The sequence below is a fragment of the Rhodococcus sp. AD45-ID genome (assembly GCF_003023755.1).
GTDB lineage: Bacteria > Actinomycetota > Actinomycetes > Mycobacteriales > Mycobacteriaceae > Rhodococcus_F > Rhodococcus_F globerula.
Genome location: NZ_PYHL01000003.1, coordinates 338,535 through 351,818, shown reverse-complemented (window position 1 = coordinate 351,818; position 13,284 = coordinate 338,535). Strand labels below are relative to the sequence as shown.

Below are 13,284 nucleotides of genomic sequence, written 5' to 3'. Positions count from 1 at the left end.
GCTAGCTTTCCTCGCGAGCGGCCGCAAGCATCGATTCGATCGAAATGAGCTTGGTTCGCGGACGACCGACAGCCGCCCCGGATGCGCGCTCGGCCTTGTCGATCCGCTGCCAACCTTGGTAGTCCACCTGATCCGGTGACCTGTCGGCCAGAAGTACCGTCAACTTCTCCGCTTCCGCACTTGGCGTTGCAAGGCGCCCAGCTGCGAAGTCGTCAAAAATCATGGACACGGTTTCAGCCGAGCAGTACTTGTTCGTGCCGATCACACCGGTCGGGCCACGCTTGATCCACCCCGCAGCGTAGACGCCGGGCATGGGCATCCCCGATTCCGGATCGATCACGCGGCCGTTCTCGTTGGGGATCACACCTCGTGCATCGTCGAACGGTAGGTCTGCGACGGGCGTTCCTCGGTAACCGACCGAACGCAATACCAGTCCGGTGTCGAGGGTCTCGGTTTCCTCGGTGGGCCGTGCGGACAATTGACCGGTGGGTGTAGCGACCAGTTGATTCTTCACGATGCGAACCTGCTCGACACTGCCGTCGCCGAGAATCTCGACCGGGGAGGTGAGGAATCGCAGAACTATGCGCTTACGTGTGGGATCGGCTGTGCGCGAGGCAAATTCCTGGGCCTGCTTCACCTTGAGTAACACCGACGGCTCTGCGGCGTCGCTCTCGACAAAAGCCCGACTCGAATCGTCGAGTTCTGCCTCCACCGGATCCACAATGACGTCCACATCCGCCATCTGGCCCAGCGCCAGCAGTTCGGGGTTGGTGTACGCGGCCTGCGCCGGGCCCCGACGACCGAGGATCACTACTTCACGAATATTGCTGTTGCGCAACGCTTCGAGGGCATGATCCGCAAGATCCGTCTTGGCCAGAACATCCGGGTCGGTGACGAGTATGCGCGCGACGTCGAGCGCAACGTTGCCGTTGCCGACGATGACGGCCCGCTCCCCGGACAGATCGAAACTACGGTCGGCGTAACTCGGATGACCGTTGTACCAGGCCACGAATTCGGTTGCAGCATGGCTTCCCGGAAGATCTTCGCCCGGGATATCGAGCTTGCGATCACCTGCCGCACCTACCGCGTAGATCACCGCATGATGATGCTCGAGCAGTTCGGTATGCGAAATATGATTGCCCACCTCGACATTGAAGTGGCAGTGCACCGTCTTCTTCGACACGACAGCGCGGAACTGGTCGGTGACGCCCTTGGTACCCGGATGATCGGGAGCCACGCCTGCTCGGACCAACCCGTACGGCGTCGGTAGGCGATCGAAAATGTCGACCTCGACCCGCGGCTTGCCGGCCAGTTCCATCGCCGCGTAACACGCCGCCGGCCCTGAACCGACGATGGCGACCCGCAGCGTCCCCAACTCGGGAGCGATCTTGGCCATGGTGATCGGCTCCGGCCAGTCCGGCCCCATCGGATGCTTCTCGAAGTACGACGCGTTCATCTCGAGGTACGGCGCGTCGGCTTCAGCAAGTTCGTTGTCGGAGTAGATGGCATCGACCGGGCACTCATCCACGCACGCACCGCAGTCGATGCAGGTGTCCGGGTCGATGTAGAGCATTTCGGTGGTGGCGAACTGGGCTTCGTCAGGCGTCGGATGAATGCAGTTGACCGGGCACACGTCCACACATGAGGCGTCGTTACAGCACGGCTGCGTGATCACATACGCCATAGCTCTCCCCTATCCCTGAAACACATAAGCACATCCACTTTCCAGACTATAACGTGTTCCAATTTGGCGCGAGAACGGTTTTCAGATCACGCCATTGCGTTTCAACAGGGCAACTGCCGAAACTGTGGCATGACCACGCCATTCAAGCACGGCAGCGGGTGAATAGCTGTCGAAATCCACCATCCATCCGCCATCGTCGCACTGCCTCGCCGCCAATGCGGACAGTTCCTCATCGATCACTCCCGCACTGAACAGCGTGCGGGTCGGACCTGAAGGATACGGCGAGAAATCGAGCGGACGCATGCACTCGTCGACAGCTCCCCCGTCCACGTGCACCAATCCGTCCGGAGGAATGAGCGCACCGAGTTTTGCCACCAACCGGACCTCGTTCGCCGCATCGAGGAACTGCAACGCAAATGCCAATTCGAGAGCACTCAACGTCTCGGCACGCTCGATCGCACCCAGGCAGAACCGAACCGCCGAATCGAGCCAGGGATGTTTGGCCACTGCGGAATCGAATTCGGCTACCCGCAACGCCGTGGCGCACACGATGGCCGTGATCTGCAACGACGATTCCGACGGATCCGCGTCGACCCAGAACGGTGCGCACCCAGCCGGTTCGGAAATCGGAAGAGCAAAGGGCAGACCACCGTCGACGGTCGATACCGTCTGCAGCCAGTCACACAATTCCAGGGCCCGCGGGGTCACCGCGGCGACATCGGCAAAAACCTCGAACGCATGCAGTGCTCCACCGGGTTGGCTACCTGGCGAACGCAGGTCCGGCTCGAGACCCCAGCCGTATCCGCCGTCGGGATTTCGGTAGCCGTCGACCGCCGCCAATGCAGCATCTCGATCACCTTGCCCCAGAACTAAATTCAACCGGTGACGGTCGAGTATCCGGCCGTTGCCGGCCAGAAATCGTGTTGCTGCCGCAAGATCTACGACCATTTTCACCTCACTCGTTATCCCCGACGCGCGAGCTCCTGTGCTTCGGCTCCCAGCCTGGCGAGACGAAGGTCGCCAAGTGCTGTTACGGCACTACCCAATCGGTTGGTCGTGAAACCCAACGACAAGCCGCTGTCGAGATCGGCATATGCGCCCGACCCACCGACGCCGTAGTGTCCGATGGCGTTTCGCGGTTGACGCCGTGCCGCGATGATCGGCGGGTGGTAACCCAGCGCCCAATTGGGCCGAACCGCGAGTACGTAGTCACGTTCTCGCGTTTGAATGGGCGCCATCTGATCGATGGTCGACTCTTTCAGGAACCGCTTTCCGTCGAGCATGCCGCCGTTGGCGATTGCCGCATACATCCTCGCCAGCGCCCGCGCGCTGAAGACTCCGTTCCAACCGGGCATCACTGTGTCATGCACCGCCGGATTACGAACCATCACGTCGAATCCGTCGGGCATCGCAGCCTCGGCCAGACCGCGAGTGGGGCCGACATGAGAGAGAACCGTAGACGCAAACGCCCAGTTGAGACCCGCTGGATTGATGTGCGGAAACAGCTTCGCGATACGCGTCCGCTCGGAGATGGGTACGCGGAACCAGAATTCGTCGACACCGAGCGGCTTCGCGATCTCCGCCTCGACGACGTCCGTGAAGGGCAGTCCCGTCACCCGCGCAACCAATTCGGCTACCAACCATCCGTATGTCACCGCGTGATATCCGGGGCCCTTCAGCCGGCGCGGATCCGGCTTGCTCGCAGCCAGTGCGGCAACAACTGCGTCGTAGTCCATGAGATCGAGCGGATTGCGCATCAATCCACGCACCTTGTGCAGGCCGGCGCGATGCGTCATCAAGTCACGAACGGTGATCTTGTCTTTGCCAGCGGCACCGAACTCGGGCCAGTACTGCGCGACCGGCGCGTCGTAATCGATCAATCCACGCTCAGCCAAACGATGTACGACGGTACTGGCCACACCTTTGCCCGTGGAGAACGAAAGTGAGATGGTGTCGTGGTCCCAGCGGCGGTCACGGTCGGCATATCCGGCCCAGATGTCGAGGACCTTCTCGCCGCCCTGGTAGGCAACCAAAGCGCCGCCGCCTTGCTGCGGTTGCCGGTACATCGCAAAGAACCGGTCTGCCAGTGGCAGGAATCGACGATCGACGTACAGTTCGGTCCGCGCCGGCACCTCTGTGCGTGCGATTGAACCGCGTCGTGCGTTTGCAGTCATCGCGTCCTCCGATCCCCGTTTGATCACGGCAGCTGCCCTGATCGACCCACCACAGCTTTACATCTTTGTGACCGGTGTCACGAAGTGAACTGTAGTGCGGGGCACCGTCACGGCAGCGTCCAGGTCGAAATTCCATCGCTGAAACATCCCTGAGCAGTCGCGATATTGAAAACCAGCGCAGGACCCCCGGCGCAGATTGCGCCAACGTCGGCATCACCGACAGCAGCGCGACCGCCTGGGCCTGCCAGGACGACCGCAAACGGCGATGCGGTGCGCCCGAGAGCTAACGAATCCCGCCCGAAGGCAACGGCAGCAAGCATTCCACCGCGAGTTTCCGCGGCCGCGACGCCACCGAACATCGCAAGCCCAGCAGACGTGCCGCCGTCGCGCGAGTCTGCGGCCCCTACTCCGTCACCTTCGACATGCGAGATGGCGGAACTGTCCGCATCGGCAACCGCCCGGCACGCCGACGAGCCGTCCACCAGAGTCTGATCGAGCCCTCTCGCAGAGCAGTCCAATGTTGCGGCCGACGCCTGCGAAGTAGCGCCGACAATGCTCAGAGCTGCGATTATCCCGCCGCCCACTATCAATCCTGTAACCCGTGCGCCCCGGTGATCCATTTCAACCTCACAATGCACTCGCGAGTCTCGGATTTGTCCGATTCAGACGCTACTCGGTTTCTGTCTGCTTCCGATCTCGATCGCGACTCGGTTGTACCCGTTTCGGTTCACCCGGCATTTTGGGGTAGTTGGGCGGATATGGGAGGTCTCCCAATCCTGCTGCGATGTCCTTCTCGAACATTTCCAGGAGAACATCGAGTTCAAAGGCCTTCTCGTGCATCGCTGCCATCGGATCACCGCGGTCGGCGAGCAGATTCGGGACCGTCGCGATAGTGCAGTCGTCGGGGTGTACGTCGCGCAGTTCGTCCCACGTCACCGGCGTCGACACGGTTGCAATCGGAGTTTTGCGCGCAGAATAGGCTGCGGCAATCGTTCTGTCCCTGGCATTTTGGTTGAAGTCGATGAAGATCCGCTCACCACGTTCTTCCTTCCACCAGGCCGTTGTCGCCCGATCGCCGCTGCGTCGTTCGACTTCACGAGCCAGTGCAATTCCCGCGTGTCGAACCTCGATGAAATCCCAACGCGGCACGAGCGGAATGTAGACGTGCAGGCCCCGTCCACCGGACGTCTTGGGGAACCCTTCCAGGCCCAGTTCCGAGAGAAGTGGACGCAGTACCTCGTCGGCGATCGCGACGGCCTCCGCAAAACCGGTTCCGGGCTGCGGATCAAGATCGATCCGCAATTCGTCGGGATGATCGGTGTCCGGGCAGCGCACTGCCCACGGATGAAACGTGATGGTTCCGAGGTTTGCCGCCCACACGATGTTGGCAGCGTTCTGCACTCGGAGGACGTCGGCCTTGCGCCCGGACGGAAACGTCACCTCACAGGATCCGACATGTTCAGGTCGTTTCGCCGGCAATCGTTTCTGGTAGACCTCTTCGCCCTCGATACCGTCGGGAAAGCGTTGCAGGTGTGTCGGTCGATCCTTCAGGGCGGCCACCGCGGCGCCCTGCAACGCCACTGTGCGGTAGTACTCCACAAGATGACGCTTGGTCCCGCCGTCGGTGCCCAATTGCGGATAGTAGATCTTGTCGGGGCTGGAGAGACGGACCGCGATTCCGTCGACATCCAGTTCCACTGCCGGACTGGCCATCACACACCACCTGCAAGGACATCCGCGAAGTCGTACCGCACCGGAACCTCCAACTGATCGAACGTGCACTCGTCGGGAACCCGATCCGGACGCCACCGCAGAAAGCGCGCTGCGTGCCGGAAGCGTTCCCCTTCCATTTGGTCGTATGCCACTTCCAACACCCGCTCCGGGCGGAGCGGGACCCACGAGCGATCGGCGGCCGACTTCCATCGACTTGCCTCGCCTTCCGCCACCACGTCGTCGCCGACGCGTAGTGGTTCGAGTTCTTCCAGCAACTCGATTCGCCGCGCCGCGGTGAATGCCGAAGCGCCACCGACCATCTTCAAATCGGAGCCGTCGAACAAACCCAGCAGCATCGAACCGATACCCGGTTGACTCTTGTGCGGACGGTATCCGAGCAGTACGACATCCGCGGTTCTGGCGTGCTTGACCTTGATCATCTCGCGCTTGTTCGGCAGGTAGGGGCCGACCAGCTTCTTGGCGATCACACCGTCAAGACCAGCGCCTTCGAACATCTCGAACCACCGCATCGCCTCACCGCTGTCGAAAGTTGCAGCTGTGACATGACAGCTCGGACCGCCGCCGATCGTGTCGACCAGCAATGCGCGTCGAACGGTGAAATCTTCGGAGGCTACGTCCCGATCTCCCAACGCCAACAGGTCGAATCCGACAAATTGCGCTGGTGTCTGTTCGGCGAGCAGCGTCACTCGACTGGCTGCGGGGTGGATGCGCTCGGACAGCGCTTCCCAACTCAGCCGCGTCACGCCGTTCACTTCCCGGGGCACGACAAGCTCGCCGTCCACCACACATTTGTCCGGCAGTTCCGCCTTCACCGCTTCGACGATTTCGGGGAAGTACCGAGCCAGGTCTTTTCCTCCGCGTGAACCGAGGACTACCTCGTCCCCGTCGCGGAAGATTATCGACCGAAAGCCATCCCATTTCGGTTCGTACGACCACGTCGGCTGGTCGGATTCGGGTTGTACCGGCACTGTCGTAGCGGCCTTCGCCAACATCGGGGCGAGCGGCGGCATCTGAGGGAGGTCCACCCACTCATACTGACAGCCCGATTCGCTATTCGACTAGCAGTGAAGTGGAATAGAGCCCGAATAATCCAAGATCAGCAAGGGAGACTTGAATGTCCGGAATCGTCGGACGGCTGTGCACAGCACTGATCGCGACGTCTGCAATCGCCATTTTCGCCACTGGGTGCGGATCTGACGTCGAGCCTAAAGCCATCGCGGAATCATCATCCACCGTGGCAGATTCGACCACCATGTCAGCGAGCACCACCACCTCGAAGATCGACGGCCAAGAGGGCACCGACGCGGGCGGCGACGTTGATATCGACGTGAACATCGGCGACTGCGTCAAGATCGGCGGCACCACGAACGACGCCGAAATCGACCACGCCGTGTGCGGCAGCGACGAATCCAACTACAAGGTTGTCGCCAAAGCCCCCACGTCGGATGAGTGCGCGTCCGACATCGATCAGACCTACTACGAGACTCTGCTCGGCCAGGAACAGGGCGCGGTCTGTCTCGACATCGACTGGGTCGTCGGCGGATGCATGGATCTCGGACCGGGTGGCCTCGACGACGAGCCGGCCCGTATCGACTGCGCCGATTCGGGAAGCGACGTAGTCCAGGTAATCGAAATCCTCCAGGGTTCGACGTCCATCGAAGATTGTGGTTCCGAAGCAGATTCGGGATTCGAGCACGCCGAACGCAAGTTCACCGTTTGCACGGCAACGCTCTAACCTGTTGTGCGCCTTTATCAACCGCCCGCGGTTGATAAAGGCGCACGGTCAGAGCCAGCCTCGCCGCTTGAAAATCGTGTAGAGACTTCCACACGTCAGCACCATCATCGAGAGCGCAAACGGATAGCCCAACTGCCAGTGAAGTTCCGGGATGTCGTCGAAGTTCATGCCGTACACAGTTCCGATCAGTGTCGGGGCAAAGAGAATTGCCGCCCAGGCCGACACTTTCTTGATCTCCTCGTTCTGCGCGTAACTCGCCTGCGTGAGATTTCGCATTTCCTCGTTCTGATTCTGCGATACCAGGGTTGCATTGACGGTCAGGATGTTTCCCAACAGTTGACGGAACCCGTCGGCCTGCTCGACCACTGTTGTCGCGTGGTCGGTGACATCGCGAAGATAGCGCTGCAGTTCTTCGTCCGTGTGGTATTTGTCGAATCCTGCCGACAGCCCACGCAGCATGCCGAGCAACGGCCGTGTGGCTCTCTGGAATTCGATCACTTCACGGGTCAATTCGTAGATACGACGCGACACTCCGGGATCGCCGCTGAATACCTCGGTCTCGATCTCGTCGATGTCGTTCTGCAGGCCGGCGACAACCGGCGCATAGCCGTCGACGACGGCGTCGAGGATTGCGTAGAGAACAGCTTCGGTCCCCAGACGGAGGAGATCGGGATCGTTCTCCATTCTGGTTCGCACGGCCGTGAGATCCGGTGATTCACTGTGGCGGACAGTAAGAACGAAGTTGGGACCACAGAACACATGCAGTTCACCGAATTCGACGCGTTCGGTCTCGTCGCGATAGCGCGCAGCGCGCAACACGACAAAGAGTGTCTCACCGTATCGCTCGAGCTTGGGACGTTGATGTGCGGCAATCGCGTCTTCGACAGCCAACTCGTGAAGATCGAAATGCTGTGCTGCAGCGTACAATTGAGTGTCGTCGGGACGGTACAGCCCGATCCATGCCATCGACTGCGAATCCGGCAGGCACGACAACGCTTCGGCGAGGGTGGACGGCGACGCGATCCGAGCTCCGTCGCGGTACACACCACTATTCACGACCGTGGCTTCCACAGGCGCAATCGCATCGGTCGTTGCGGCCTTCACGACGGTGCGGGCGACGGGCGTGTGACCGGTTCGACTATCACCGAAACCTGCCGAGCGACGCGGGAAGGACGACCGGCGGGACTTGAATTCAGACATGCTGCAACAGCTTTCAAGGAAGAGTGAACGGCCAAGGCGCGCTTCACAGCGAAGCAGAGGCCGATGAACACACGATGAAGCTGCAGCAAAATACCCGGCAACCCGGGCGATCTACAGCTTCAGTTGGTACTCGGAGGTTGGCCACGCATTACAAGCCACACCTCCTCTTCCCTGAATTACTGCTCGTTCGCCATGCGCTCGGACGGCGCACGACGCCCACACACTACCCCTCTTCCGAGAACGGGACAAACCAGGGATTCTCGCCGACTAGAGAGTGATCGCGTCCAGCCTGAGTTTGATGAAATCGGCCGACACGACGGGTTCCAGGCCGGACACTCGCCCGATCGGCAACTCCAACGGGGTGACTAGCGCATCGTGATTGAGTTCGTAGAAGTAGATGAGCGAGACCAGATCTTCCTCCGGAGCGTCCGCTTGGGGAGGAAGTACGCGGTGCCGGCCCGACGGCCAGCGTTTCCCACTCCAGTATTCGAGGAGGTCTCCGATGTTGACCGTCAACGCTTCTGCGTCGTACGGGGCGTCTTCCCATCCGCCTTCGTCCGTGTACACCTGCAGTCCACCGGATCCGAGCTCACGATCGAGAACTGTCACCGTTCCGAAGTCTGTGTGCGGACCGATGCGGAACTGTCCCGGCTCAGGCTCACCCACGACGCTCATCGGTGGGTAATGGTTGATGTTGCACGTCCACGTGGGGAGGTCGGCAAGCCCGTCGAACGGGTTGTTCGCCAAACCTAGTGCAGCTGCGAACATCTCCAGCAAATCGTCCGACAGTCGACGCATCTGCGCGGTGTAGACGGTCAAGAGCTCGTGTAGTTCGGCAACCTCGCTCGGCCAGACGTTGGAGAGAAACCAGACGTCGTCGACCAGCGGATCGCCCGTCCGAGTTTCAGCCCCGATCGCAAAGGTCTCCTTGAGATCCGGCGGGGTCTCGGTTCCCTCCGAGTAGCCGTTGGCCTCCATCCCCGGGCCGATCCATCCGCGTTCACCGACTATTGCGGCGTACTTCGCTTTGGTCGACTCGGGTAGCGCAAAGAACTTCCGGGCCGCGGCTCGCACGTCTGCGGCAAGTTCGCGGGTGATCCCATGCCCGCGCACGAGAAGGAAGCCCGCACGTTGCAGCCCTTCGTCCACCTCACGCGCGACAGCTTCAGCGCCCGGACCGCCCGCCCGCCAGAGGGAAATATCCACGGTCGATACAGCCTTCATTCCGCTACTCCGATGTCTTCGTTCCACAGTGCCGGGTTTGTTTCGATGAACTCGGTCATCAAATCGATGCAGTGTTGATCTCGCAGAACGGTGACAGACACCCCGTTTTCGCGGAGCCACTCGTGCCCACCGGTAAATGTCACGCTTTCACCGACGATCACGGATCCGATGTTGAACTGACGCACGAGCCCGCTGCAGTACCAGCACGGCGAGAGCGTGGTGACCATGATGGTCTGCCGGTAGTCACGTTGCCTTCCGGCCGCACGAAAGGCGTCGGTTTCACCGTGCACCGACGGATCGTCGTGCTGGACTCGACGGTTTCGTCCACTACCGAGAAGGGTGCCGTCGGACGCGAAGAGTGCCGCACCGATGGGAATTCCGCCCTCACTGCGGCCGAGTTCGGCCTCGGATATCGCTGCCTGCAACATTGTCTGGGGGTCGAGAGCGCGGGAAGCGCTCGTCACAGTCGTCGACATCCCTCTACTTTCTGCTGTTCGGACTACATCCACAACTGACACATTGTTGTAACGAGCCGCCCTTATGGTGGACATACTGTCGCCCAGAGTGAGGAACGCCGAACCGATGTCTCTGACCGTGCGCGAGCTACTCGACAACCAGTTCCGTGGGGCCGATCCACAGGTTCTGGCCGGTGGCAGTCAGTTGGGACGTGTGGTCCGCTGGGTCCATTCGAGCGAGATCTACGAGATCAGCCCGTTGCTGTCCGGGGACGAGTTGTTGCTCACCACCGGCTTGGGTCTGTCCGGGGTCGATCCGGGGACCAGGCGGCACTATCTGCGAGAGGTCGGGAACCGAAACGTCGCCGGAGTTGCCGTAGAACTCGGCAGAACCTTCGACGCGATTCCGTCGGACATGATCGAGGAAGCTGCGATCATGGGAATGCCGCTGATCGCACTCCGGACTGTTGTCCCTTTCATCGAACTGTGTCAGAACGCAAATACCGAAATCATTTCGCGTGAAGTCGCTGTGCTGCGCCTGGGAAATGATCTCGCTCGCGTGCTCGAACTCGAGTTGATGGCGGGCAGTGGTGTGGCCACTCTGCTCGAGCGCATCAGTGACGTAACGGGGTGCCCTTTGATCGTGACAAGCGGCAGTGGCGCCCTCGTCGCAGCACATGGCGTCGACGACGATCGGTCCGCCTGGCGTGCCGCTGACGCCGGAACTGCCACTGCCGCTATCCATTCCAGAGACGGAGCCTGGGGGACTCTGACGGCCGGGCCTGGTTCGACACTGAATCCGGCAACGTTGCACGGGCTGTTGCAACGCTCAGCCGGTTCATTGGGGTTGGCACTGACCTATTCGGGAAACCTGACCGGTCGTCCCCAGCGGGCGGCCGCTACTCTCGTGTCGGATCTGCTGGAGCGCACCGACGTACGGCAGATCGACCTTCGCGTCAGATCCGCGGCCGCTGGGTTCCATCCCACTCCCGGCCACCGCGTCGTTGCGATCGCGATCGACTCCCCTGGTTCGCGAATCGCCACTCGCCTCCTCGATTCCGCGGCCAAACTCCTCGGCCAACCGAACTTGGGAGCCGAAGTACATGCCAGCACGTTCGGTCTTGTTGCAGTGCCGGCCAAGACGATCGATGCTGTCGGAGCCGTGAGTGCGGCATTCGGAACATCCCTGTCGTCCAACATCACCGACGGAGTCACGGTGGTGATCGGAGACCCGTGTGCGTTCACTCCGTCCGAGGTCAGTGCGGCACTTCATGCTGCCCGATCAGGGCTTCGCCTTGCGACGTCGGCTCGTCGGACCTGGCTCGCCGGGCGCGTGGTGACAACCACTCGTGAACTGGCCCCGGAACTCGCGGTGGACCAGTTGCCGGTGGACGTTCGGGAGCGGATGGTTGCCGTCGTCGCTCCCCTGATTTCCTGGGACGACACCCATTCGAGTGATCTCACCAGAACACTCGAGGTTCATCTCCGTCATGGTTGCAGCGCAACACGTTCGGCGGCTGCGCTGCACCTGGGCCGGCAATCGCTCTATCAGCGACTCGACCGTATCCGGGCGCTACTCGGATACGACCCGTCGACGCCGTCGATGTACGCGACTCTGCTTCTAGCGCTGTGCGCTCACCGGCTTGTCGCGCGAGATCTTCGAACCGTTGACGAGGAGGTAAAGCCCGCCCGCGATGACAAATCCCACGAAGAACGTAATGTCGCCCAGCTCGGGGACTGACCGTACGACGTACCCGACAAACTTCTCTTGGTTGGAGAACAGCAGAACCGAGGTGAGGAGTGCGATCACGAAAGCTGAGAATCCACCCCAGTTGGTGTGTTCCGGGTCGTAGAGGAGATTGTCGATGCGCTGCCCGCGGCGCAGGTATTGGTCGGCGAACATGATGCCGAGCCACGGACCGATCCAGTAGGCGACGACAAGGAGGAAAGCTTCGTAGCTTGCTGCTGCGTCGGCGAGTGCCCACCACGCAACCAGGAATCCGACAACTCCGAAAACCATCGCGACCATGGCTCGCTGCGTTTTCACCGGGAGTTTCAATCCGATGGTCACAAAGGCCATCGAGCCGGAGTAGACATTGAGCGCATTCGCGGCGACGGCACCGAGCGCGATGGCCAGTAGCGTCAGATTGGCAAGTGCCGAAGGAAGATTGGATGTGAACGCGTCGGCAGGGTTATCCGACGACGGCGCGCCGATCGTGACCGATGCCGCACCGACCACCGACAGTGCCACGCAGGAGACAAACAGTCCGGCCGACGCGAACAGACCTGTTCGGAATGTCGAGACCGACGCCGGAAGGTAGCGCGTGTAATCAGCGGCATAGGGCGTCCACCCGGCGGCGTACCCGAACGCGGTGCCCACGGTAAGGAGGAAACCGCCGAGTCCACCGACGCCGCCCTCGATCGCCGGCGCACCTGGATTGGCTTTTGTCAGAATGACAATCGCAGTGATGGCAAAGATCACGGCAAGTACGGGAAACGCATATCGCTCGAAAGCCTGAACCAGGTTGTGCCCGAAGAAAGCGAACACGGTCTGGATGACGACGATCACCAACAGTGAAGGCACCGGCGGCAATCCGGTCAGGGTGTTGAGCGCAAAAGCGCCGCTGACACTGTTGGTTGCAAACCATCCGACGCCGCACATGATCGACATGAACGCCGACGGCAGAGCGTTACCTCGGTATCCGAAACCCAATCGGCCGAGCACCATTTGCGGCACACCGTGCAACGGTCCGCGTGCCGACAGCACGAAGTGCGCGGCCGCACCGAGAGCGGTTCCGACGACCAGTCCGAGCGTCGCCTGCCAGAACGTCATCCCGAATACGGATACGGAGAGAACTCCGATGAAGATCGTGGCGAATTCGAGGTTCGGGGACATCCACGTCCAGAACAGCTGACCAGGGGTGCCGTGGCGATCCTCGTCGGGAATGAACTCGTTTCCGCCAGGTTCGACGGCAAGTACGCGATCTCCGTACTCGCGATCCACCCCGGTCTGCTCGCCGGTTACACCCTCGGTAATTGCCATAAGAGAACCTTGGGGTGCGGCGAGAGCTGCGACAA

General features: G+C 61.2%; 12 protein-coding genes. 2 read left to right on the top strand and 10 right to left on the bottom strand.

What is annotated here, in order from left to right:
• Position 1: 1 nt before the first annotated feature.
• The 6 genes from C7T36_RS25715 to C7T36_RS25690 form a co-directional block, all read right to left on the bottom strand.
• Entirely contained in the window at positions 2 to 1,684 is a 1,683-nt protein-coding gene (locus tag C7T36_RS25715; RefSeq protein ID WP_045068653.1) for an FAD-dependent oxidoreductase, read from the bottom strand.
• Positions 1,685 to 1,765: 81 nt separating this feature from the next.
• Positions 1,766 to 2,632 (bottom strand): hypothetical protein, encoded by an 867-nt coding sequence (locus C7T36_RS25710; protein WP_045068651.1) that lies wholly within the window; start codon positions 2,630 to 2,632, stop codon positions 1,766 to 1,768.
• Positions 2,633 to 2,646: 14 nt separating this feature from the next.
• The gene (locus tag C7T36_RS25705) at positions 2,647 to 3,858 is read right to left on the bottom strand and encodes a serine hydrolase domain-containing protein (protein ID WP_045068649.1); all 1,212 of its coding nucleotides are present in this window, start codon (positions 3,856 to 3,858) and stop codon (positions 2,647 to 2,649) included.
• A 107-nt stretch (positions 3,859 to 3,965) separates the two neighbouring features.
• Positions 3,966 to 4,478 (bottom strand): DUF6764 family protein, encoded by a 513-nt coding sequence (locus tag C7T36_RS25700; RefSeq protein ID WP_033232335.1) that lies wholly within the window; start codon positions 4,476 to 4,478, stop codon positions 3,966 to 3,968.
• Positions 4,479 to 4,527: 49 nt separating this feature from the next.
• The gene (gene ligD, locus C7T36_RS25695) at positions 4,528 to 5,571 is read right to left on the bottom strand and encodes a non-homologous end-joining DNA ligase (protein ID WP_045068646.1); all 1,044 of its coding nucleotides are present in this window, start codon (positions 5,569 to 5,571) and stop codon (positions 4,528 to 4,530) included.
• Positions 5,571 to 6,617: an ATP-dependent DNA ligase gene (locus tag C7T36_RS25690; protein WP_033232338.1), complete on the bottom strand. Its 1,047-nt coding sequence runs from the start codon at positions 6,615 to 6,617 to the stop codon at positions 5,571 to 5,573. The genes ligD and C7T36_RS25690 overlap by 1 nt, the downstream gene beginning before the upstream one ends.
• An 89-nt stretch (positions 6,618 to 6,706) precedes the next feature.
• Here C7T36_RS25690 and C7T36_RS25685 point away from each other — a divergent pair, with 89 nt between their 5' ends.
• Positions 6,707 to 7,327: a hypothetical protein gene (locus tag C7T36_RS25685; protein WP_045068643.1), complete on the top strand. Its 621-nt coding sequence runs from the start codon at positions 6,707 to 6,709 to the stop codon at positions 7,325 to 7,327.
• A gap of 48 nt (positions 7,328 to 7,375) precedes the next feature.
• Here the strand turns inward: C7T36_RS25685 and C7T36_RS25680 are convergent, their stop codons facing one another.
• The 3 genes from C7T36_RS25680 to C7T36_RS25670 all read right to left on the bottom strand — a co-directional run bounded on the left by C7T36_RS25680 (position 7,376) and on the right by C7T36_RS25670 (position 10,227).
• A complete protein-coding gene (locus C7T36_RS25680) occupies positions 7,376 to 8,527 on the bottom strand; it encodes a magnesium and cobalt transport protein CorA (RefSeq protein WP_045068640.1) in 1,152 nt (383 codons plus the stop codon).
• Positions 8,528 to 8,794: 267 nt separating this feature from the next.
• Positions 8,795 to 9,751, bottom strand: a complete 957-nt coding sequence (locus C7T36_RS25675; protein ID WP_033232342.1) for an isopenicillin N synthase family oxygenase — start codon at positions 9,749 to 9,751, stop codon at positions 8,795 to 8,797.
• Positions 9,748 to 10,227 carry a nucleoside deaminase gene (locus tag C7T36_RS25670; RefSeq protein ID WP_033232343.1) on the bottom strand — a complete coding sequence of 160 codons (480 nt, stop codon included), beginning with the start codon at positions 10,225 to 10,227 and terminating at the stop codon, positions 9,748 to 9,750. The genes C7T36_RS25675 and C7T36_RS25670 overlap by 4 nt, the downstream gene beginning before the upstream one ends.
• 106 nt (positions 10,228 to 10,333) lie before the next feature.
• Between C7T36_RS25670 and C7T36_RS25665 the strand changes: the two genes are divergently transcribed.
• Positions 10,334 to 11,947, top strand: a complete 1,614-nt coding sequence (locus tag C7T36_RS25665) for a PucR family transcriptional regulator (RefSeq protein ID WP_141486511.1) — start codon at positions 10,334 to 10,336, stop codon at positions 11,945 to 11,947.
• Here C7T36_RS25665 and C7T36_RS25660 read toward each other — a convergent pair.
• Positions 11,828 to 13,249 carry a cytosine permease gene (locus C7T36_RS25660; RefSeq protein WP_033232621.1) on the bottom strand — a complete coding sequence of 474 codons (1,422 nt, stop codon included), beginning with the start codon at positions 13,247 to 13,249 and terminating at the stop codon, positions 11,828 to 11,830. The genes C7T36_RS25665 and C7T36_RS25660 overlap by 120 nt on opposite strands.
• Between the last annotated feature and the right edge of the window lie 35 nt (positions 13,250 to 13,284).